Source organism: Agrobacterium sp. LY4 (genome assembly GCF_001526585.1).
Taxonomy (GTDB): domain Bacteria; phylum Pseudomonadota; class Alphaproteobacteria; order Rhizobiales; family Rhizobiaceae; genus Agrobacterium; species Agrobacterium leguminum.
Window position 1 is genome coordinate 30,850 of record NZ_ASYA01000043.1, and the last position, 21,900, is coordinate 52,749.

Sequence of the window (21,900 nt, forward strand, 5' to 3'; positions counted from 1 at the left end):
GATATCGTCCGGCGGGGTCTCGGCCCTGCCGGTTCACGCCTTATCCGTTGGTGTCGCCACGGCCGAAGAGCTGGTTCAGAACCTGCTCTTCCAGCCTTGCGAATTCCGCAGTGCCATGACGGCGCGGACGCGGCAGTTTCACATCGAGATCGAGCGCGATGCGCCCTTCGTCGATGACGACGATGCGATCCGCAAGCGCCACGGCCTCGGAGACATCATGGGTGACTAGTACGGCGGTGAATTTCTGCTTGCGCCAGATGCGCTCCAGCAGAAGCTGCATTTCAATGCGGGTGAGCGCATCGAGCGCGCCAAGCGGCTCATCCAGCGCCAGGATTTGCGGATGGGCCACCAGCGCGCGCGCCAGCGCCACGCGCTGCTTCTGGCCGCCGGAAAGCACATAGGGCCATTCGCCAGCCCGGTCTTTCAGACCGACCTCTTCGAGAATTGTAAGCGCCTGCTCCTGCGCCGCCTCGCCCTTGGCGATGCCGGTCAGCCCCACGGAGACGTTGCTCGCGATACGTTCCCACGGCAGAAGACGCGGCTCCTGAAACATCATGCGGGTGCGGCTCGATGCATCTTTCGAGACGGTTCCGGTGGTCGGCGTGTCGAGGCCGGCCAGAATGCGCAGGAGCGTGCTCTTGCCACAGCCGCTCTTGCCGATGATGGCCAGAAACTCACCTTCCCGCACATCGAGATCGATGCCGCGCAGAACCGGTTTATCGCCGAAGCTCTTCGCCACATTGCGGAAGCTGAAGGCAACCTTGCCTTCTGTCGTCTTCTCGCGTTGTTCGATTTTCCCTTGGGAAGGGAGGGATGGCGGGGCATCCGGGCGTCTCAGCGTCGTCACATTGCCGGTCGACATGGGTTACCTCAGACTTTCTTGAAGGCTGGATGCCATTGCAGGAAGATGCTTTCGAGGAAGCGGGCGAAACTGTCGGCCAGCTTGCCGAGAAGCGCATAGATGAGGATCGACAGTACCACGACGTCGATCAGCAGGAACTCGCGCGCCTGCATGGCCATATAGCCGAGGCCGGACGAGGAAGAGATGGTTTCGGCGACGATCAACGTCAGCCACATGATGCCGAGCGCATAACGCAGGCCGGTGAAAATGGCAGGCAGCGCACCGGGCAGGATGACCCGCCGGAACAGCGTGAAGGGCGACATGCCATAGGTGCGACCCATTTCCACCAGTTGCGGATCGACACCCTGAATGCCGAGCAGCGTGTTGATGTAGATCGGGAAAAACACACCGAGCGCGACGAGGAACAGCTTCGCCTCCTCATCGATGCCGAACCAGAGGATGACCAGCGGAATGAGCGCCAGATGCGGAATATTGCGGATCATCTGCAGCGTCGTATCGGTGAAGCTGCGGGAGAATTTGGAGAGGCCATTGGCCAGGCCGAAGATGAAGCCGATGGAGCCGCCAATGGCGAAACCGGCGAGTGCGCGGGCGGAACTGACGCCGATATTGGCGACAAGCTCACCCGAAAGCAGAAGCCGCCAGAAGGCTTCCGCAACGGCGGAAGGGGCTGGAAGGACATTTCCTGAAATAAGCCCGACGCGGGAGGCCGCTTCCCAGCCTGCAAGAATGATGGCGGGAAGCAGCCAGCCCGTGATGCTTCCAACCTCGATGCGCGTTCTGATGCTCATGGCGAAGTCTCCGGATCGGGGATCAGTTCGTCGCACCCGACCAGACGGCATCCTTGATGCTGATCTGTTTCGGGATCAGGCCGAGACGATAAAAGCGGTCGGCGGTTTCCTGCTGGCTGGCGACGATCTTGTCGTCGATTTTGGTAATGCCGAATTCCGAGCGGTTCGCGGCGAGCGTCTGCGCCTCCAGCGGCACGCCCGTCACCTCATGCAAAGCTGCGGCGACCTTGTCGCGGTTGGCAGCAGACCATTTCGCCGCCCGCCCAGAGCATCGATGGTGATGTTGATCGTATCCGCATTGGATTTGGCGTAATCACGATTGGCGAGGAAATAGGTGCTGACGGCGAGCACATCGCTGGTGCGGGCCAGAGTGACCGGCTTGTAGCGGGTTTCGGCAATCGCATAGAACGGATCCCAGACGGCCCAGGCGTCGATCTTGTCGCTGGCGAAGGCGGCGGAAGCATCGGCGGGGCTGAGATACACCACCTCGATATCGCTGAATTTCAGGCCGTTCTTCTCCAGCGCCGCCACCAGCAGATTATGCGCGCTGGTGCCCTTGCCGACGCCGACCTTCTTGCCCTTGAGATCGGCAACCGACTTGATGCCGCTTTCGGGCTTGGTGAAGATCGCCTCACCCTTGCCGTTCGAAGGAAGGGCCGCGACATAAACGATGGCGGAACCGGCCGCCTGACCGAAGATCGGCGGCGCATCGCCCGTCCAGCCGACATTGATGGAGCCGACATTCAGGGCTTCCACCAGCGGCGGGCCAGCGGTGAATTCGACCCAGGAAACCTTCACGCCCTTGGCCTCAAGCGCCTTTTCGATGACGCCCTGCTGGCGGGCGATCACCGGCAGGCCGGTTTTCTGATAACCGATCTTCAGCTCTTCCGCCGCCTGCACCTGTAGCGGCAGGACGGAGAATGCGGCGGCAACAAAAAGGCTGGCGGAAAGCGCGCGGCGGGTGATGGCTGGCATTTCATCTCCTTATCACCGGCGCTCTTGCCGGGTTGCGATATGGAGCAATGCTAGGATTTTCGATTAAAACGATAGAGAGACGATAATTCAATATCAGCAATATTGCGGGAATAAAATTCCGCGCAAATGCCTCTTTTCCGCAAATCGTCGCGGACCTTCCCGTCTGAGCCATCGAATAGAAATGCCGGCGCGGATGGAGCCGCGCCGGCATGATGGATCAATTTCTCTATAAAGGACGCGTTTATTCGATATCGAACGAAACGCCCTGCGCCAGCGGCAGCGCCTTGGAGTAGTTGATGGTGTTGGTGGCGCGGCGCATATAGGCCTTCCACGCATCCGAACCGGATTCACGGCCGCCGCCGGTTTCCTTCTCACCGCCGAAGGCGCCGCCGATTTCCGCACCCGAGGTGCCGATATTGACGTTGGCGATGCCACAATCGGAACCTTCCGACGACAGGAACCGCTCCGATTCCTGCATGTCGCGGGTGAAGATCGATGAGGAAAGACCAGCAGCGACGGCGTTATGGTCGTCTATCGCCTGATCGAGATCGCTGTATTTCATGACGTAGAGGATCGGCGCGAAAGTCTCTTCCAGCACAGGCCCAGCCTGCTTCGGCATTTCGACCAGAGCCGGCTTGACGTAATAGGCATCCGGCGCACCCGTATCCACGCGGCCGCCGCCATTCACCACGCCATCATGGGCTTTCGCCGCTTCGAGGGCCTTCTGCATGCCGTCGAAAGCCGCCTTGTCCACCAGCGGGCCGACGAGGGCGGATGTTTCCAGCGGGTTGCCGACGGAAACGGAGGCATAGGCCTTTTTCAGACGCGGCACGAGCTGGTCATAAACGCTGTCATGCACGAAGAGACGGCGCAGCGTGGTGCAGCGCTGGCCGGCCGTGCCCATGGCGCCGAAGGCGATGGCGCGCAGCGCCATGTCGAGATCGGCGGAAGGGCAGACGATGCCGGCATTGTTGCCGCCGAGTTCCAGAATGGCGCGGGCGAAGCGTTTCGCCAGACGCGGGCCGACATCGCGGCCCATGCGGGTGGACCCGGTGGCCGAAACGAGCGGCACTTTGGGATTGTCTACCAGAGCTTCACCCACGGCGCGGTCGCCGATCAGCAGCTGCGAAAGACCTTCCGGCGCATCGCCGAAACGGGCGGCGGCGCGCTCGAAGATGCCCTGCACGGCAAGCGCCGTGAGCGGGGTCTTTTCCGAAGGCTTCCAGACAACCGAATTGCCGCAGACGATGGCGAGCGCCGCATTCCACGACCAGACGGCGACCGGGAAGTTGAAGGCGGAGATGACGCCCACGACACCGAGCGGATGCCAGGTTTCCATCATGCGATGGCCGGGGCGTTCGGTGGCGATGGTGAGACCATAAAGCTGGCGGGAAAGGCCAACCGCGAAATCGCAGATATCGATCATTTCCTGCACTTCGCCGAGGCCCTCGGAGGGAACCTTGCCCGCTTCCAGCGAGACGAGACGGCCGAGATCGGCCTTGAAGGCGCGCAGTTCCTCGCCGAGCAGCCGGATCAACTCGCCACGGCGGGGCGCCGGCACATTGCGCCATGTCTTGAAGGCGGCATCGGCCCGGTCGATCACGGCTGCGACACCCTCGACCGAAACGGTCTTGAGATTCGCGACCTGTTCACCCGTCACCGGGCTGAAGGAGGCCATATCGCCGCCGGTATAAAGATCGCGGGCAACGCCCATCCTGTCGAGCAGGGCCGCAGCTTCCTGTTTCACGTCGAGCTTCGTGGTCGCATCCATGTCCATCGTCCTTTTGGCTTAAAAGGGGAGGAAAGGCCGTTTCGATACGGCGCTTTCAACTCCCGTCACTCTTCTTTCCCCGAATTTGCCATTCGTTATGTGAAACTGATGTTTTACACCGTTCCATTCTTTCCCGTAATCATATATGGCCATAATGACCCTTTTCCAATGAGGAAAGCGGGTAAGTTGATGCGAGAATGGAATGGATCCGCGCAGAAGACTGGTCCCCGACATCGTTACCCTGCAGGCGTTCGAATGCGCGGCACGGCATGGCAATTTTACGCGTGCTGCGGAAGAACTCAACCTCACGCAGAGCGCGGTGAGCCGACAGATCGGCGAACTGGAAGCGCAGACCGGAATGCAGCTTTTTGAGCGCATCCGCAGGCGGGTCGTGCTTTCGGAGGCGGGGCGCAAATTCCTGCCCGATGTGCGGCGCCTGTTGCAGCAATCCGAACAATTGATGGTGCGCGCGGTTTCAGCCGGAACATCGCACGCATCGCTTTCCGTCGCGACATTGCCCACCTTTGGCAGCCGCTGGCTGATGCCGCGCCTCCACCGCTTCATCGACGCCAATCCGGACATGACGATCACCATCGGCTCGCGCTCGCACCCTTTCGATTTCGACGAGGAAGGGTTCGATCTCGCCATTCATTATGGCCAGCCGGTCTGGGCGCATGGCACCTGCACATTTTTGTGCAACGAAGTGATCGTGCCGGTCGCAAGCCCCGCCCTGCTACGCCGCGCCAGCGTGAGCAAGCCGCAGGATCTGACCGGGCAACCGCTCCTGCATGTGACGACACGGCCGAAACTATGGACGGAATGGCTGGAGATGAACGGGGTGACGGCGGAGAATGCCTATCAGGGCAGCCGTTTCGACCAATTCTCGATGATCATCGAGGCCGCCGCAAGCGGCATCGGTTTTGCCCTTCTGCCGAAATATCTCATCGAGGCGGAACTTGCCTCCGGCCGCCTCGAAATCGTCTTCGACATCCCCTTGCAGACCGACAAGAGCTATTACGTCGCCCTGCCGGAAGGACGGCAGGACAATGCACTGGCCCGCGCCTTTCAGGCCTGGCTGCTCGATCAGGTCGGCAAGCCGGTCTAGTCCATCATCCGCTCAGTTCGATGGGCGGAGAGAAACGTCATACAGCCCCGGAAGGTCGGGACCGACGGGCACGATTCGGGTCGGGTTGAGCGCCTTGATGGAATAATAACCGCGCTTGATATGGTCGATATTGACCGTATCGCGCACGCCCGGAATGGTCAGCACCCGCATCATATAGGCCTGAAGGGCGGGATAATCGGCGATGCGGCGAAGATTGCATTTGAACAGACCATAATAGGCGGCATCGAAACGAACCAGCGTCACGAAAAGCCGGACATCCGTTTCGGTCAGCAGATCGCCGAACAGGAAAGGCCTGCCTGAGACGAGGCGGCTTTCGAGCTCCCGAAGCATCGCGAACACATCGGCGAAAGCCTCTTCATAGGCGATCTGCGTGGTGGCGAAACCGGTTCTGTAAACGCCGTTGTTGAGGCGCGGATAGATGCGGTCATTGAGAGCGTCGATCTCGTCCCGCAGACCTTCCGGATAGAGGTCCAGGCTATTATCGGCCAGAGCGCCGAAACCGGAATTCAGCATGCGCAGAATATCGGCGGATTCGTTGTTGACGATGGTTTTCGTCTTTTTGTCCCAAAGCACGGGCACGGTGGCGCGGCCGGTATAGTGCGGATCCGCGCTGGTATAGACCTCGTGCATATAGGTGAAGCCGTTGAGCGTATCACGATCCGCGCCCGGATAGTCGCCGAATTTCCAGCCCTCGTCGGAAAGCGCCGGCTCAACCACGGAAACGGAAATCACCTCTTCCAGCTTCTTCAGCTTTCGGCCGATCAGCGTGCGCGATGCCCATGGGCAGATCAGCGCGACGTAAAGATGATAACGGCCGCTTTCGGCCGCATAGCCGCCCTCACCCGTCGGCCCCGCCGAACCGTCAGGCGTCACCCAGTTGCGGAAGCCGGAGGTCTGACGAACGAAGCCGCCTTTCTTGTCGGTCGCCTGCACCGGATGCCATTCGGCGGTCCATTTTCCATCCACGAGCATTTGCGGCTCTCCGTTCATCTAAAGATGAAAGCCTTATGGGCTGGGTTGCCGCCGCTTCACAAGCCGCGCTTCGGTTGACGCACTGTTTCCGATCAAGGGTGAGTTCAAAGCCGGTTGCGGAAAAACGGGTTCCAGCGCACGGTGCCGAGCCTCACCTTTTCGCGGATCATCGTCAGCAGTCCCGATGCGGCGATGACGGCCAGACCAAGCACGGCGACCGCATCCGGATATTCGTGGAAAAAAGCCATGCCGATCGCCACGGCCCAGAGGATTTGCGAATAATGCGATGGCGCGATCTGGCTTGCCGGCGCGATGCGGGTTGCGACCAGAAGGGTGATCTGCCCCGTGGCCGTGCAAAGGCCGATGAAGGCGAAGGCCAGGAGCTGGTGCAGATTTGGCATAACGAATTCGGGGATGGAGGCAATACCGTTGAAGGTGAGGCCGTAGATGAGCAGCACGCCCATGATCGAGGTGCGCTTTTCCTTGCCCGCAAGCGAGCGCAGCAAAACGATGGTCATTGCCGCGAGGAACGCAACGCCGATGGCGGCGAAATGTCCGAGTTCCAGCGTCTTGAAGCCCGGCCGCACGACGAGGATCACGCCGACGATACCCGCCAGAACCGCCGCCCATCGCCATGGACCGATATTCTCCTTCAGCACGACGGCGGAAAGCACGGTCACGAAGAGCGGCGACAGGAAGATCAGCGCATAGGCTTCCGCCAGCGGAATGGTAGTGAAGGCGTAGATGCCGAAAATACCCGCGAAAAGGCCGGAGATGGCGCGCCCGTGCACGGCGAAGGGCCGGCTCATGCGCCAGAATTCACGCCACCTTTCCTCGCGCGGCTTGCTGAAGAAAATGAAGATGCCGGAAAACAGAATGCTGAAGAAGCCGATTTCGAAAACGCTGATCTGCGATCCAAGCGACTTGATGGTGGCATCGCCCATGGAAAAGGTCGCATAAGCGAACAGACCGAGCAGAAAACCCTTTTGCATTTGAACGTCCCCAAACACCGACCGCAATGCAAAGCATCCCCCGGCCGCGTGGAACGCGACCCGGACGCCCCTTCAAGGGACAGACAGTCTGGCAGATTTGATCCTCAGCCCTATGGCTAGACCCGGCTACCTATGAGTGCAAGCCGCAAAAGAAGTAAAATTGCCCGATTGGACCCGGCCAGTGCAAATGGCTGCAAGGTGCGGCAAATTTGTCCCGCCATGGCCATCACATCCCCGTCATGGAAAGAGGTTAGCCGGTGTTGATCGTGGCGCTTGGCGACGGGCATGAAGGCGGCTAAATATTATCGTGCGATTTTCATCCGCCGATTTCCCCGGCTGGTATTGCCGCGTTAACATGGCCTCGCTAACCGAAAGGAAAAAGAATGCGGATTGTGATGATCGGTTCGGGTTATGTCGGCCTCGTGTCCGGCGCGTGTTTTGCGGATTTCGGCCATGACGTGGTCTGTGTCGACAAGATGCCGGAGAAGATCGAAGCCCTGAAAAACGGCCATATTCCGATCTTCGAGCCGGGTCTCGATGTCATCGTCGCCAACAATGCCAAGGCCGGGCGGTTGAGCTTCACCACCGATCTTTCCGCAGCCGTTGCCAATGCCGATGTCGTCTTCATCGCGGTCGGCACGCCCTCGCGGCGCGGCGATGGCCATGCGGATCTCGGTTATGTCTATGCGGCGGCAAAAGAGATCGCCCATGCGCTGGACGGTTTCACGGTCATCGTCACCAAATCCACCGTTCCCGTCGGCACTGGCGACGAGGTGGAGCGTATCATCCACGAGGAAAACCCCTCGGCCGATTTCGCCGTGGTCTCCAACCCGGAATTCCTGCGCGAAGGGGCGGCCATCGAAGATTTCAAGCGGCCGGACCGCATCGTCGTCGGCCTTTCGGATGAGCGCGCCCGCCCCGTCATGACCGAGGTTTATCGCCCGCTCTATCTCAACCAGTCGCCACTGCTCTTCACCACAAGGCGCGCTTCCGAACTCATCAAATATGCCGCCAATGCCTTTCTGGCGATGAAGATCACCTTCATCAACGAAATGGCTGACCTCTGCGAAAAAGTCGGCGCCAATGTGCAAGACGTGTCGCGCGGCATCGGTCTCGATGGCCGTATCGGCCCGAAATTCCTGCATGCCGGCCCCGGTTATGGCGGCTCCTGTTTCCCGAAGGACACGCTGGCGCTCGCCAAGACCGCGCAGGATTATGACGCGCCGGTGCGGCTGATCGAAACCACCATCGCCATTAACGACAACCGCAAACGCGCCATGGGCCGCAAGGTCATCAATGCGGTGGGCGGCGATGTGCGCGGCAAGAAGATCGCCGTGCTTGGGCTGACCTTCAAGCCGAATACCGACGACATGCGCGACAGCCCCGCAATCGCCATCATCCAGACCCTGCAGGACGGCGGTGCGAAGGTGGTCGGTTACGACCCGGAAGGCATGGCGAATGCCCGCCACCTGATGGAAGACATCGAATACGCGGCCGGCCCCTACGAGGCGGCGGAAGATGCCGACGCCGTGGTGATCGTGACGGAATGGAACCAGTTCCGCGCGCTCGACCTGCCGCGCCTGAAGGCGATCATGAAAACCCCTGTTCTGGTGGACCTGCGCAATATCTACCGCACGGATGAGGTCGCCGCGCATGGTTTCATCTATGCCGCGGTCGGTCGTCCGCATGAAGGCGGTTCCGACAAGGGCGCATAGAGGTTTCGTTTTCGCCATTTCATTAAAAGGTTTTCTGCGCTTCGGTCAGACCGCAAACGCACCAAGGGATTCGGGATATAATCATCATGCGTTATCTGGTTACCGGCACGGCGGGCTTCATCGGCTTTTACGTTGCCAAGCGACTATTGGACGCCGGCCATTTCGTGACCGGCTTCGACGGCATGACGAAATATTACGATGTCAGCCTCAAGGAAAAACGCCACGCCATTCTCTCCCGGTCCAACGGCTTCCGGGCCGAAATCGGCATGCTGGAAGATACGGATGCGCTGAAGCGCGCGGCTGAGGCCGCCGAACCTGAAATCATCATCCACCTCGCCGCACAGGCGGGCGTCCGCTACAGTCTTGAAAATCCACGGGCCTATATCGATTCCAATCTCATCGGCTCGTTCAACATGCTGGAGCTCGCGAGAAGCTTGCAGGTCAAGCACCTGATGCTGGCGTCGACCTCTTCCATCTACGGCGCCAACGAGAAAATACCCTTCGCGGAAAGCGACAAGGCCGACGAACCGATGACGCTTTACGCCGCCACCAAAAAGTCGATGGAGCTGATGGCGCACAGCTATGCCCATCTACACAAGCTGCCCACCACCGCCTTCCGTTTCTTTACGGTCTATGGCCCCTGGGGACGTCCGGACATGGCGCCGATCAAATTCGTCGACGCCGTTTCCAACGGCCGGCCGATCGATATTTACGGACAAGGCAATATGAGCCGCGATTTCACCTATATCGACGATCTGGTGGAGGGCATCGTCCGGTTGAGCGCGGTCATCCCTTCCGAGGAAAACCGTGTTACGCAGGAAGGTGTCACCGACACGCTCTCACACCACGCGCCCTTCCGCGTGGTCAATATCGGCGGCGGCCAGCCGGTGGAGCTGATGCATTTTGTCGAGACGGTCGAAAAGGCGGTCGGCAAACCCGCGATCCGCAACATGCTGCCGATGCAGCAGGGCGATGTTCCCCGCACCTTCGCTTCGCCCGATCTTCTGAGGGCATTGACCGGTTACGTGCCGCAAACCCCGGTCGAGGAGGGCATCAAGGCCCTCGTCGCCTGGTATCGCGAGATGCACCCGGCCGAATTACGGGAATAACCTCACAGCGTCGCCAGCAGGCGGTTGGAGATGGTGCCGCCGGAAGCGCTCTGCATGGCGATCTTGGTTTCCACGGCCTCGATGATCGTGTCGCTGAAATCCATCTCCGTGAGATCGCGGATGTTGGAAAGGCCACCCGGGGAAAACACGTTCACTTCCAGTATCTTGTCGCCAACGATATCCAGCCCGACAAGGAACATGCCGTCCTCCACCAGCTTCGGCCGCACCATTTCGGCGAGCGCCACGATTTCATCGGTCACCGTCGCCGCCTCCGCCGTACCATGGGCATGAATATTGGAGCGCAGGTCTCCCTTGGCCGGCACGCGGCGAAGGGCGGCATATTTGCCTTCACGCATCAGCGGGCGGCCATTCATCATAAAGAAGCGGATGTCGCCATCCTTGGCGGCCGGCAGATAGGCCTGCGCGATCAGATAACCTTCGAGGCTCACCGCCTCGAAAATCTGGTTGAGATTGGTCTCCTTGCTGGAGCCGATCTTGAAGACGTTCTTGCCGCCGGAGCCCTGCAGCGGCTTGACGATGACGCCCTTGGGGTGCGCGTCGGCAAAGGCACGGATTTCCTCGACATTGCGCGAAATGATCGTGGTCGGGCGGACAATTTCGGGAAAGCTCTGGAAATATAGCTTGTTCTGCGCGAGCGCCAGACCTTCGGGATCGTTCAGCACCACGACGCCGCGCTGTTCGGCAAGCCGCCCGAACAGGATGCCGGCATGCACCGCCCATGGCCGCGTCGTCTGATCGAGCGAAGGGTCGTTGCGCAGCATCAGCGCATCGATCTCCTCGACATCCATGGTCCGCCGCTCCAGCGCCTTGTCCTGAAGCGTGGAATGGAACGTCTCGCCTTTCTTGACTTTACCCTTCGGCAGCACGGTGGCGTGAATGGTCAGGCTGTCGTCCGAGCGCAACGTGAAATCGCCGGGCGTCAGATAGACCACCTCATGGCCGCGATTGAGCGCCGCCATGGCAAGCAGCCCGGTGGCGTAGTTGGGTCCCTCTGTTTCGATGGAATTGACGAAAAATGCGATACGCATGAAGCCCCTCCTATAATGTCGCCAGTTCGGCAATGGATAATCCCGCCCGTATTTTTTCCAGCCGTTCGTTGGCCTTGGCGGGCAGCAGGAATGCGGGCCTGACACCCGGCGGACGAAGCAGGCCGCGCAGGGCCAGCTCCTGCATCACCGGGAAATGGGCGGCGGCGATCTTGCCCATCCAGAACGGATCGAGCGCCCCGCCCCTGCGCAGATGCTCCAGCACCTCCGCCAGCCCGCGCAGATAGATCGCATCCTTGGAAAGGCCGCCGCCGCGATAGATGCGCAGCACCATGTTGAAGGCCCCGGCCTCATCGAAACCGTGATCGCGGGTCATGATGCGGAAGGTCTCCACGAAGCTTGCCCCATCCAGCATGGCGGCGCAGCCGATAACACGGCCGGCGATCAGCCGCAGGCGCTCGCGCGTCATGCCTCCGGCCAGATGTTCCGCCAGCACCGCCAGCCCTTCCTGCACGCCCTCATAACCGGAAAGGCCGGTGCGGAAGAGGCGCAACCCCTGAAACGAGCCGTTGAAATAGGTGAGAAGATGCACGCCGATCTCATGCGACAACAGCGCCTCGACACGGCGTTGTTCCATGACGGTGTGGCGAGAAATCAGAAGCTTCTCGCCCGTCACCATCAGGCCCGGCGGCAGGTCGTCGCGGATTTCGACGCGCGCCTTGAATTCCGGATCTTCCGCAAGATAGGTCTCGACCATCTCCCGCGACTTCTTGGCGACCGCGTAACAATCGACCATGGCGATTTCACTGGTCTCCTCCCTACGCGGGCAATCCGCAAGCACCCGCAGCGCCAGCTGAAGGAGGGCCGGTTCGACAGCGCCATAAAGGGCGCGTGAAAAATCGGTGAAGGTGCGATGGTGCAGATTGGCGAGCATCGTCAGCTGCAGATCGATCTCCTGCTGTTTCTCCCGGTAGAGATTATAAAGCACCGGGTCTTCCAGATGATCGAAAACGACGGAATAAAGCTTGCGTTTCTGCTCCTCGACATCGACGCCGAGCGGCCGGTAGAGCAGGCGCGGCGCGAACTGAAAGCCGCCATCGCGAAACTCCTCGAAGGCCCGGCGGGCATTGATGGGCGTGACGGAAAGCAGAAAATCGAAGGATGAAACAATATCGTCGACGGACCGGTCGGCACGCCTGACCGCATCGACGAAGGCCTTGCGCCCCAGCGCCCGATGGCTGGTAACCTTGAGCGCGTCCTTGCCCGAAGCGAAGGATGAAAAAGCCTGCAAGCCGGCATCGAAAAGATCGGCGATCATCGTCACCCGCAGGCCCGGATAATCCGCACCGGATTCCGGCTGGCGGTAGATAGGCGCAAAACGCACGCTGATACAGGGAAAATCGAGGCCCGCTTTCTTGAAGCGCTGAACCGGATCGGCATCCGGTTCCGGCCGGGTGATGCGCGGCGTGCGAAAACGTACCTCGGCATCGCAAACCGCCTTGATGAAGACCCGGCGGGCATTCTGCGTTTCGGGTTCAGCCGTCGCCGAGACGGAAACCTCATAATGCGGCAGGAAAGGCGAATCGTCGGCCAGCAGGATGTCATGCTCCAGCTCGCCGATATCGAGGACCATGAAGGCGCCGAAACGCTGCCGCATGACCGTACCAACGGCCTCGATCAGCGGCGCAGCCTCCTGAATGGTCGACGCGATCAGATAGGAGGCATGGGCAGCGGCGATATCGCGGGCGGCTAGATTTTTCGTGCCGCCCGTCAGATGCAGGCAGAGAAACGGCAGCGGCCGGTCGATATGCAGACGGCCGTCTTTGCCGACATCGCGGCGAATGGCCTTGCCGGCCTCGAGGCAGGACACGACGTCATCGACCAGATCGGCGATGGGAGACGGTGCGCTGCGGGCGGGAGAGAGGTTCATCGCCGCGACCTCAGGCACTCTTCGAGTACCGGCTGGAGTGCTGCGATCGCTTGGCGGATATCCGCTACCACACGCGCATCCGGCTTTCCCGTCCACTCGTCCATGAAGAACTTCTTGAACTCGATTGCGATGGCGCAGCCATTTTCGGCGAACCTTTCGTGGATGAAACGGGTCTGCTCCCCCTTGCCCTGAAACGCCACGTTCTCGCGAACATCGAGGCGGCGTCCGCCGATGGTCGCTGACGCGAAATGGTGCCCGACCGCGCTCACGATATCTCCCCAGCGGCTGCGATCCATGGAAAAGGTGCCGATATTGATATCGGGCGCTTCCGCCTGCGCCGTCGGCGGCGCGGCGGCGCCCTGCCGGCGATGATTATAGCTGTGCACATCCAGCACCACGAAAGCGCCGTGCCGCCTTTCGATTGCAGAGAGCACGGTCTCCAGCATCGCATAATAGTCGGCGTGAAAATCGAGCGACTGCCGGATGGCTTCCCGCGCCGGCTCCTCTTTCCAGACCTCAAGCCCCCAGGATTGTTCCGGCTTCAGATAGATCGCCTGATCGGCCGCACGGTTGAGATCGATTTCGAATCGCGAATGGTGAACGACGAGACGGTTCGTCAGTCCCGCAACCATCTCACCGGTGAAAGGGTCTTCCTCCCGCAGCCGCTGTTCCGGGGAAAGGGCGATGAGCCCGGATACGTCCGGTCTAATGCGATGACCGTCGTGAATGGCCGTGCCGATAACCGGTGAATTGCCGAAATCGATCGACCAGAAACCCTTGTTTTCGTTGTTACCGTGGTATTCGCCGTCGCTCTGTCTGGCTGCCATGCTGCCTCCCCTGCATCGGGGATAAAACAGCGGGACATGCCCGTTTGTTCCGGTAAAAAATTGCGCGCGATACATTCGGCTTCGGCAACGACACCGCCGGAAAAAACTGCGGAACCTTACCGGAAAGCTCACGTTGTTCCAGCAGGAGGGGCCGCCGTGTCAAGCGGACGCGATGGCGCTGAAGAACATCGGGATTTTTCCGTTTTCTCCCGGTGGCCAACGAAATGGCAGCCGAGCTTCTTACCCATCCGGCACCCCTCCGTTCCCGCTTTCCACGCACAAGGAGCCGCGACATGGAAAAGACCGAAACACGCAAACTTGCGGAAGAATATTTGCGTCTCGGCGGCACGCGTCAGGTGATGATCGACGACAACAAGACCTTCGTGCGCCAATGGCAGCACGAACCGGCGGAAGCCGAACGGTTCTGGCAAACGCACATCGAAAATCTCGACGCGGAGCGCCTCAAGGACGTGGAATTTTTCCTGCCCTCCATGAATTCCGACAAGGGCAAGTGAACCCAGAAGGAGACAGACATGACTGCCATCAACGCTGCAAAAATCCTCATTCTCGCAACGGACGGCTATGAGCGTTCCGAATTGCGCGTGCCCTATGACCGGCTGAAGGCCAAAGGTGCGGACGTCAAGATCGCCTCCATCAAGGAGGGCGAGATCAGGAGCTGGGACAAGAAGAACTGGGGCGACAGCATCGCCGTCGACCTTCTCGCCAAAGCCGTAAAAACGGAAGATTTTGACGCGCTGGTTCTTCCCGGCGGCCAGATCAATCCGGACGTTCTGCGCCATGACGAGGATGCGATGCGGGTGGTGCGCGATTTCATCAAATCCGGCAAGGTGGTGGCCGCCATCTGCCACGCGCCATGGCTGCTTGTCGAAGCCGACGCCCTGCGTGGCCGCGACGCCACCTCCTATTGGTCCATCAAGACCGACCTCAAGAACGCCGGCGCCAACTGGAAGGATGAAAAGGTGGTGACCGACAAGGGGATCATTACCTCCCGCAGCCCTGACGATCTCGATGCCTTCGTCGCCAAGATCGTGGAAGAGGTCGAGGAAGGCCGCCACGAACGCCGCGCCGCTTAAGACACGCACCCTATTCCCGTGCCGCCGGTTTCCAGGCGACACTTCTATTTGGGAGGAAGACATGAAAAGCAGATTGCTGGCAAGCGGCGCGGAGCGTACCTTCATCCTCGTCATCGATCCCGAGGAAGAAGCATTCGAGGCCATCAGGCGCTTTGCCAAGGTCGAGAACATCAACGCCGCCTCGGTGAGCGCGATAGGCGCCTTCGCCACGGCAACACTCGCCTTTTTCGATCTTTCGACGCAGGACTATAAGGAAATACCGGTCACCGACCAGAGCGAGGTTCTGAGCCTGCTCGGCGATATCACCCTTGACGAGAACGACACGCCCAATCCGCACCTGCATGTGGTTCTGGGCTTTGCCGATGGCTCCACCAAGGGCGGCCATTTTCTAAAAGGGGTGGTGCGGCCGACGCTGGAAGTCGTCATCCGCGAAACACCTGCGGAATTGCGGCGCAGCTATCGCCCGGAATTCGGCATCGCTCTCATCGACCCCGCGAAATAAACCCACGGAACCGGAGAAACGCCATTGCGTTATCGCTCTGGACAGGGGGCGGCATGGTGGCGGCAATCAATCGAAGAGATGCGAACGATGACGAGGTCGGGCAATTTCTGATCGGCCTCGCGCGCGGCACGGCAGGTGCATTGCTGTTTGCCCTGCCCATGCTGATGACCATGGAAATGTGGTTTCTCGGTCTTTACATCAATTCCTGGCGGCTTCTGCTGCTCTGCATCCTCAACCTGCCGCTGCTGCTTCTTCTCGCCCGCCGCATCGGTTTCGAAAATGTTCACTCCTGGAGCCAGGCGCTGCGCGATGCGATAACGGCCTATGGGCTGGGCATTGCGGTCAGTGCCGCCGTGCTGCTGCTGTTCGGCATTCTGAACGACCAGATCACCGCCTCCAACATCGTTGCCAAGATTGCGCTGCAATCCGTTCCAGCCAGCATCGGCGCGCTGCTTGGGCGCAGCCAGCTCGGTCAGCATTCCGACGCGGAGGATGAAGAGGAGGGCGAATATTCCGGCGAGACGGGTTATCTGCACGAACTGTTCATGATGGTGGTCGGCGCGCTTTTCCTCAGCCTCAATGTCGCGCCGACGGAAGAAATGATCCTGATCGCCTATAAGGTGACGCCCTATCACATTCTGGCGCTTTGCCTGCTGTCGATCGCCATCATGCATGGCTTTGTCTACGCGCTTCACTTCAAGGGCTCGCACCAGCTTCACGAAGGGCAGATGTGGTGGCAATCCTTCATCCGCTTCACCCTGCCCGGCTATGTCATCGCCATCGCCATCAGCATCTATACGCTCTGGACCTTCGAGCGCCTCGACCACACCTCGCTGTCGCAGATCATGAATGCCGCCGTCATTCTCGGCGTTCCAGCCTCGATCGGCGCGGCCTCTGCCCGGCTGATCCTGTGAGGACAAGATGACGATATCCAAGGGCCGCAAACATACGGAAAGCCCCGAGCCCCATTGGGTGGAATGGCTGACGGGCGCCATCTGCACGCTTCTTGTCGCCGCCATGCTCGGCTGGATCGGTTATGATATTTATCGCTACAGGCCGGAGGATGCCCGCTTCGAAATCGCCGTTACCGGCGTGGAGGCGCAGGCCGGGCAATACCGGGTGCGGTTCGATATCCGCAACCTTTCCATGACGACGGCGGCGCAGGTGCAGGTGCGCGGCGACCTGCAGCAAAACGGCGCGACGCTGGAGAGCGCCGATGTGACATTCGATTACGTCGCCTCGGAGTCTCGCGACACCGGTACGCTTTTCTTCCGCAACGATCCCCGCAGCGCAACGCTCACCATCAATGTCGCCGGCTATATCGAGCCGTGACACCTTTCAGGATGATTTCATGCCGACATCGGAACTGACGAAAGAACGCGACCTCAGGGATTCAAAGCCCGTGTGGGCGGCTACGCCGCGCATCGGCGTCCGCAGCAGGCACACACCGGAGGCCGACCATTACGACACGATCGTCGTCGGCGCCGGCATCAGCGGCGCGCTGGTCTCCCACGCCCTGCAACGGCCGGGTCAATCCATGCTGATCGTCGACCGGCGCGAGCCGGTAATGGGCAGCAGCGTCGCCAGCACCGCGATGATCCAGCACGAAATCGACACGCCGCTGACACAGCTTCGAAAGATGATCGGCAGGCACGTGGCAGACAGGGCATGGCAGCGTTCCGCCCGCGCTGTCCTGCGGCTGGAGGAAATCGTTTCTTCGCTCGGCATTTCCTGCAGCATGAAGCGCAAACAGGCCCTTTATCTGGCTGGAGACGAAATGGGATCGCGCGCGTTGAAGGCCGAAGCGGCAGCCCGCAAAGAAGCGGGCATCGAGACCCGTTTTCTCACCGCCGCGGAACTGAGAGAGCAATACGGCTTGCACCGGACCGGGGCCATCCTCAGCGATATTTCGGCCTCCGCCAATCCCGCGCAACTGACGGCCGGCCTGCTGCGCCACACGGCGGGCGCCGGCGCCGAAATCGTCTCCCAGCTTGAGATCACCGATCTCAGGAACCTCGGCGACGGGGTTGCCCTTGCCACCGCCGGCGGCAAAATTCTTTCAGCACGCAATGTCGTTTTCTGCACCGGCTATGAATTCCTGAAAATGCTGGAGAGCCCGAAACACCAGATCATTTCCACCTGGGCGCTGGCGAGCAGAAAGGGGCTCGACCTCCCCGACTGGCTGGAGAACCATATCGTCTGGGAGGCCTCCGATCCCTATCTCTACCTGCGCACCGACCGGGAGGGGCGGATGATCGCCGGAGGCGAGGACGAGGAAAACCCCACCGCCTACCAGTCGGAACGCAAGCTCGCCGCCAAGGCCGAGACAATCCGCCGCAAGATCGAAAAGCTTCTCGGCATCGATATGGGAAAACCGGAATATCGCTGGGCAGCCGCCTTCGGCACGACCACCACCGGCCTGCCGCTGATTGGCGCGGTGCCCGGAATGAACAACGTCTATGCCGTGATGGGTTTCGGCGGCAACGGCATCACCTTCAGCCAGATCGCCGCTGAAATCGTGGCCACCGCCGTCAATGGCGGCAAGGATCCCGACGCCGATCTTTTCCGCTTCGGCTGATATCGTTCATTCCTCCTTGATGCCCGCCGCCACCTGTAAGCGGCGCAGCGTCCACAGGACGATAATGCCCATTCCCGAAGCGAGAAGGGCAAGCGGCCACATGCCAAGGCCGGCCGAGAGGCCGATTGCCGCCGAAAGCCACATGCTGGCGCCCGTCGTCAGGCCTTTGACATCGCCTCTGGTATAAACGACCACACCCGCCGCGAGAAAGGCGATGCCCGCCGTCACGGCCTCCACCAGCCGGATGGGGTCGAGCCGCGCGGCCTCATGGCCTTCCGCCATCGTCTCCATCATGTGAATGGTGATGACGCAGAAGGTGACGGCGGCAAGGCCGATCAGCATGTTGGTGCGCAGTCCGGCCGTGTTCTTGTGAAACTCACGTTCCAAACCGATCAGGCCGCACAGGATGACCGCGCCGAACACACGCACCAGCAGCACCTCGAAGGGGATGGAAATATTCATGGAAAATTCTTCTGCAAGGCTCTGGGGCACTGTGGCGTCTCCTCCCGAAATTTCTTCACACTAAGTTCGCAAGAGGCGTGTTGGTTCCGCGCGGCAATATAAACGTTGCGCGCAACCGAGCCGGAACCATGGGCGCAGCAAAGGGTTTGTCTCCCGTGCGCATGGGCGCACGTCATGGATTTTCACACATGGGAGAAGGAACAATGGCCGAGAAAAAGCTCGACGACCTGTTTTACGATACGCTGAAGGATATCTACTACGCCGAGAGGCAGATCCTGAAAGCCCTGCCGAAAATGGCGCGGGCGGCGACCGATCCGAAGCTGAAACAGGCCTTTGAAAAACACAAGGAAGAAACGCAGGGACACATCGAGCGCCTGCAGGAAGTGTTCGAGATCATCGGCAGGCGGGCGCAGGGCAAGACCTGCGAAGCGATCCAGGGCATCATTGCCGAAGGTGAGGAGATCATCGACGATTTCAAGGGCACCGCGGCTCTCGATGCCGGTCTCATCTCGTCGGCGCAGGCGGTCGAGCATTACGAGATCGCCCGCTACGGCACGTTGAAAGCCTGGGCGGAAAAGCTTGGACACGGCAATGTCGTTTCCCTGCTGGACGCCACGCTGAAGGAAGAGTCCAAGACCGATGACGCGCTGACTTCGCTCGCCAAGACTTCGATCAATGCGGCAGCCCAGAAAAAGGCGGCATGACGCTGTCTGCTATGACAACAAAAAACCGGAATGGGCGACCATTCCGGTTTTTTTAGTGTCTTGAAACCTGCGGAAGTTACGGCAGGGTATAGGCGATCACATAGTCGCCCGGCTTGGTTCCGACGGAGCCGTGACCACCCGCAACCATCACCACATATTGCTTGCCGCCATCCAGCGCATAGGTCATCGGCGTTGCCTGACCGCCGGCCGGCAGGCGCGCTTCCCAAAGCTGCCTGCCGGTCGTCAGATCATAGGCGCGCAGGTAGTTGTCGACGGCAGCACCGAGGAAGGCGACGCCGCCCTTGGTGATCATCGGCCCGCCAATGCCCGGCACACCCAGTTTGAAGGGCAGCGGCAGCGGCGTCATGTCATGGACCGTGCCGTTCTTATGCTTGTAGGCGATATCGCCGGTGCGCAGGTCAGCACCCGCGACGTAACCCCATGGCGGGGCCTGGCAGGGGATTTTCAGCGGGCCGAGGAACGGGCCCATGAACACGCCATAGGGCGCGCCGTCGTTGCGGTTCAGGCCCTGTTCGCTACCCTTTTCGTCCTGGCCCTTCGGCGGAATGTCGGCGCGCGGCACCAGCCGCGAGGTAAAGGCGAGGTAGGTCGGCATGCCGAACATGACCTGACGCTCGGGATCGACCGCGACGCTGCCCCAGTTGAAGGTGCCGAAATTGCCAGGATAGATGATCGAGCCATTGAGCGAGGGCGGCGTATAGCGACCCTTGTAGTTCAGCTGATGGAAGCGGATGCGGCAGGCGAGCTGATCGAACATGGAGACGCCCCACATGTCCTTTTCCTGCAAGGGCGCCGGTTTGAAGGACAAAGCTGTTGTCGGCTGCGTCGGAGAGGTGAAGTCCTCCGGGATGGCGCCGCCCGGCGCGGGCTCTTCGGTGATCGGCAGAAGCGGCTCGCCGGTGCGCCGGTCGAGAACGTAGATATCGCCCTGCTTGGTGGGGCCGACGAGAGCCGGCACGGTCTGGCCATCCTTGGTGATGTCGAGCAGCACCGGCTGGGCCGGCACGTCCATGTCCCAGAGATCGTGATGAACCGTCTGGCGCACCCAGCGATCCTTGCCGGTGTTTATATCCAGCGCGACGATGGAGGAGGAATATTTCTCCACATTCTCGCTGCGGCCCATGCCGAGCTGATCCGGCACCTGATTGCCGAGCGGGATATAAACGAGGCCGAGGCCTTCATCGTAACTGAAGACCGACCAGCTATTCGGAGAATTGGTGGTGTAGGTTTCACCCGCCGCAATCGGTTCGGTTTTCGCCGGGTTGCCGGAATCCCAGTTCCAGACGAGCGCGCCGCTGTTCACATCGAAAGCACGGATGACGCCGGACTGTTCCTGCGTGGAATAGTTGTCGTTCACTGCACCGCCGATGATGATCTTGCCCGCCACGATGACGGGCGGCGAGGTCGAATAATAGTAACCGGCAGGATTGTATTTCATGCCCTGCTCAAGATGCAGCACACCCTGATCGGCAAAGGACGTGCAGACCTGACCGGTGGCGGCGTCAAGCGCGATCAGCCGCGCATCCGAGGTCGGCAGATAGACGCGCTCGGCGCAGGCCGTGCCTTGAGCGGCATTCGGCTCGGCATAATAGGAAACGCCACGGCAGGTCTGGTGCTGGCGATCCGGATTGAGACCGACATTCGGGTCGTATTTCCACTTTTCCTTGCCGGTGGCGGCATCGATGGCAATCGCCCAATTATGCGGCGTGCAGATATAAAGCGTGTTGCCGATCTTGAGCGGCGTCACCTGATAGGTGGTTTCACCCACATCATCGGGCAGCTTCACATCGCCCGTCTGGTAACGCCAGGCTTCCTTGAGCTGCGAGACATTGTCCACATTGACCTGGGTGAGCGGCGAATAACGCTGGCCGTAGGGTGTGCGGCCATATTGATGCCAGTCACCGTCAGGCACATTGCCGCCATAGGCGGGCGTGGCGGAGGCCGTTTCCTGAGGCAGGGAACCTGCCGTATCGTGCGGATCCTGCGCCATGGAATATCCGGCCACGACGATGGAGGCGAGGACGGAAAGCGCAAGCGGCCAGGCATTCGGCCCATAGCTAAGCCCGGTCGGGCTCGAAAAACCGAGCGGCTTTCTGACCCATGGAACCAGAAGCCAGAGGCCGATGAGAATGATGATGCCGCCGCGCGGGCCAAGTTGCCACCAGTCGAAGCCGACTTCCCAGATGGCCCAGGCAAGCGTCGCGACAATGAAGACGGCATAGACGTGAAGGGCTGCGCGATTGCGCTTGAACAGCAGAATGGCCGTCAGCAGAAAGGCCAGTCCGGAAAGCACGTAATAAAAGCTCCCGCCCAGCATGACGAGCTGAGAGCCGAAACCGAACAGCGCAAGACCGATCAGCGTGAGAACAACTGCAGTGACGGTGACTGCCATGAATGAAACCCCCGATTCCTGTCACTTTGCGTGAAATGAAATCGGGCGCGATCTGGTTCCATGAAAATTATCA

General features: G+C 60.5%; 20 protein-coding genes and 1 pseudogene. 10 read left to right on the top strand and 11 right to left on the bottom strand.

Annotated features, from left to right (window positions below):
- Positions 1–40 precede the first annotated feature (40 nt).
- The 4 genes and pseudogenes from L904_RS22145 to L904_RS22160 form a co-directional block, all read right to left on the bottom strand.
- Positions 41–862 (bottom strand): ABC transporter ATP-binding protein, encoded by an 822-nt coding sequence (locus L904_RS22145; protein WP_020811555.1) that lies wholly within the window; start codon positions 860–862, stop codon positions 41–43.
- Positions 863–870: 8 nt separating this feature from the next.
- Positions 871–1,650: an ABC transporter permease subunit gene (locus tag L904_RS22150; RefSeq protein WP_020811554.1), complete on the bottom strand. Its 780-nt coding sequence runs from the start codon at positions 1,648–1,650 to the stop codon at positions 871–873.
- A gap of 22 nt (positions 1,651–1,672) precedes the next feature.
- Positions 1,673–2,625, bottom strand: a pseudogene (locus L904_RS22155) (aliphatic sulfonate ABC transporter substrate-binding protein).
- Between the two features lie 241 nt (positions 2,626–2,866).
- Complete coding sequence (locus L904_RS22160) at positions 2,867–4,396, bottom strand: aldehyde dehydrogenase family protein (RefSeq protein WP_031234134.1); 1,530 nt, start codon at positions 4,394–4,396, stop codon at positions 2,867–2,869.
- A gap of 202 nt (positions 4,397–4,598) precedes the next feature.
- Here L904_RS22160 and L904_RS22165 point away from each other — a divergent pair, with 202 nt between their 5' ends.
- Positions 4,599–5,501, top strand: a complete 903-nt coding sequence (locus L904_RS22165; RefSeq protein ID WP_020811550.1) for a LysR family transcriptional regulator — start codon at positions 4,599–4,601, stop codon at positions 5,499–5,501.
- A 12-nt stretch (positions 5,502–5,513) separates the two neighbouring features.
- Here the strand turns inward: L904_RS22165 and L904_RS22170 are convergent, their stop codons facing one another.
- On the bottom strand, positions 5,514–6,494 hold the full coding sequence (locus tag L904_RS22170; protein WP_020811549.1) for a glutathione S-transferase family protein: 981 nt from the start codon (positions 6,492–6,494) through the stop codon (positions 5,514–5,516).
- A 104-nt stretch (positions 6,495–6,598) separates the two neighbouring features.
- Positions 6,599–7,486, bottom strand: coding sequence for a DMT family transporter (locus L904_RS22175; RefSeq protein ID WP_003522518.1), 888 nt, complete (start codon positions 7,484–7,486; stop codon positions 6,599–6,601).
- A 383-nt stretch (positions 7,487–7,869) separates the two neighbouring features.
- Here L904_RS22175 and L904_RS22180 point away from each other — a divergent pair, with 383 nt between their 5' ends.
- Both L904_RS22180 and L904_RS22185 read left to right on the top strand, forming a co-directional pair.
- Complete coding sequence (locus tag L904_RS22180; protein WP_020811547.1) at positions 7,870–9,201, top strand: UDP-glucose/GDP-mannose dehydrogenase family protein; 1,332 nt, start codon at positions 7,870–7,872, stop codon at positions 9,199–9,201.
- An 86-nt stretch (positions 9,202–9,287) separates the two neighbouring features.
- On the top strand, positions 9,288–10,310 hold the full coding sequence (locus L904_RS22185; RefSeq protein ID WP_020811546.1) for an NAD-dependent epimerase: 1,023 nt from the start codon (positions 9,288–9,290) through the stop codon (positions 10,308–10,310).
- Between the two features lie 2 nt (positions 10,311–10,312).
- Here the strand turns inward: L904_RS22185 and L904_RS22190 are convergent, their stop codons facing one another.
- Genes L904_RS22190 through L904_RS22200 form a run of 3 tightly spaced genes read right to left on the bottom strand, consistent with a single transcriptional unit; the run spans position 10,313 to position 14,074 of the window.
- Complete coding sequence (locus tag L904_RS22190; protein WP_020811545.1) at positions 10,313–11,359, bottom strand: glutathione synthase; 1,047 nt, start codon at positions 11,357–11,359, stop codon at positions 10,313–10,315.
- A gap of 10 nt (positions 11,360–11,369) precedes the next feature.
- Complete coding sequence (locus L904_RS22195) at positions 11,370–13,247, bottom strand: flavohemoglobin expression-modulating QEGLA motif protein (RefSeq protein ID WP_020811544.1); 1,878 nt, start codon at positions 13,245–13,247, stop codon at positions 11,370–11,372.
- The gene (locus L904_RS22200; protein WP_020811543.1) at positions 13,244–14,074 is read right to left on the bottom strand and encodes an N-formylglutamate amidohydrolase; all 831 of its coding nucleotides are present in this window, start codon (positions 14,072–14,074) and stop codon (positions 13,244–13,246) included. Before L904_RS22200 ends, L904_RS22195 begins: the two co-directional genes overlap by 4 nt.
- A 293-nt stretch (positions 14,075–14,367) precedes the next feature.
- Between L904_RS22200 and L904_RS22205 the strand changes: the two genes are divergently transcribed.
- The 6 genes from L904_RS22205 to L904_RS22230 all read left to right on the top strand — a co-directional run bounded on the left by L904_RS22205 (position 14,368) and on the right by L904_RS22230 (position 18,248).
- Positions 14,368–14,589: a hypothetical protein gene (locus L904_RS22205; RefSeq protein ID WP_020811542.1), complete on the top strand. Its 222-nt coding sequence runs from the start codon at positions 14,368–14,370 to the stop codon at positions 14,587–14,589.
- Positions 14,590–14,607: 18 nt separating this feature from the next.
- Positions 14,608–15,168, top strand: coding sequence for a type 1 glutamine amidotransferase domain-containing protein (locus L904_RS22210; RefSeq protein ID WP_020811541.1), 561 nt, complete (start codon positions 14,608–14,610; stop codon positions 15,166–15,168).
- Between the two features lie 61 nt (positions 15,169–15,229).
- Positions 15,230–15,670 carry a PPC domain-containing DNA-binding protein gene (locus tag L904_RS22215; RefSeq protein WP_020811540.1) on the top strand — a complete coding sequence of 147 codons (441 nt, stop codon included), beginning with the start codon at positions 15,230–15,232 and terminating at the stop codon, positions 15,668–15,670.
- A gap of 53 nt (positions 15,671–15,723) precedes the next feature.
- On the top strand, positions 15,724–16,584 hold the full coding sequence (locus L904_RS22220; protein WP_020811539.1) for a TIGR02587 family membrane protein: 861 nt from the start codon (positions 15,724–15,726) through the stop codon (positions 16,582–16,584).
- A gap of 7 nt (positions 16,585–16,591) precedes the next feature.
- Positions 16,592–17,002, top strand: a complete 411-nt coding sequence (locus tag L904_RS22225) for a TIGR02588 family protein (RefSeq protein ID WP_020811538.1) — start codon at positions 16,592–16,594, stop codon at positions 17,000–17,002.
- 19 nt (positions 17,003–17,021) lie between these two features.
- Entirely contained in the window at positions 17,022–18,248 is a 1,227-nt protein-coding gene (locus L904_RS22230) for an FAD-binding oxidoreductase (protein ID WP_031234132.1), read from the top strand.
- A gap of 6 nt (positions 18,249–18,254) precedes the next feature.
- On the opposite strand, the gene L904_RS22235 is transcribed toward L904_RS22230, so the two are convergent.
- Positions 18,255–18,740, bottom strand: a complete 486-nt coding sequence (locus L904_RS22235) for an MgtC/SapB family protein (RefSeq protein ID WP_020811536.1) — start codon at positions 18,738–18,740, stop codon at positions 18,255–18,257.
- A 173-nt stretch (positions 18,741–18,913) separates the two neighbouring features.
- Between L904_RS22235 and L904_RS22240 the strand changes: the two genes are divergently transcribed.
- Positions 18,914–19,414, top strand: a complete 501-nt coding sequence (locus L904_RS22240) for a ferritin-like domain-containing protein (protein WP_020811535.1) — start codon at positions 18,914–18,916, stop codon at positions 19,412–19,414.
- A gap of 76 nt (positions 19,415–19,490) precedes the next feature.
- Here the strand turns inward: L904_RS22240 and L904_RS22245 are convergent, their stop codons facing one another.
- Complete coding sequence (locus L904_RS22245) at positions 19,491–21,827, bottom strand: glucose/quinate/shikimate family membrane-bound PQQ-dependent dehydrogenase (RefSeq protein ID WP_035262702.1); 2,337 nt, start codon at positions 21,825–21,827, stop codon at positions 19,491–19,493.
- Positions 21,828–21,900 lie beyond the last annotated feature (73 nt).